General features: G+C 45.6%; 1 protein-coding gene. It reads right to left on the bottom strand.

The genetic code is table 11. The features are described from left to right. Nucleotides 1–309, bottom strand: a 309-nt coding sequence (locus tag DCC82_RS17240; protein WP_146177923.1) for a helix-turn-helix domain-containing protein, incomplete at both ends; no start/stop codon positions are given.

The raw sequence follows: 309 nt of genomic DNA, 5'->3' as shown, positions 1-309 counted from the left end.
CGCTCTTTTGCTTTTTTCGATGCGATGGAGTAATAAATGCGTTCCAATGTTGTATATGGGATGCGGTGCTTTCGGCTAACCTCTTGAATCGTGGAGCCTTCGCAAAGTTCATACAAGTACTCACAAAATCGATTGGTGTAGTGTTGATTGGGTGGAATCGATTCCAAAGAGGCGGAAAACACTTGGGAACAATTCCAGCACCGATAGCGCTTTACCTTTACGAACAAGTACACCGGTTGATGGAAAATCGCCAAATCCCGTACTTTTCTTGTCCGTCTGTCGTGGACAGAGGAAGTGGCAAACCCACAA

The organism is Geobacillus sp. LYN3 (assembly GCF_003064505.1).
GTDB lineage: Bacteria > Bacillota > Bacilli > Bacillales > Anoxybacillaceae > Parageobacillus_B > Parageobacillus_B toebii.
Note: the sequence above shows the minus strand (reverse complement) of the source record. Positions and strands in the feature narration are given on the sequence as shown.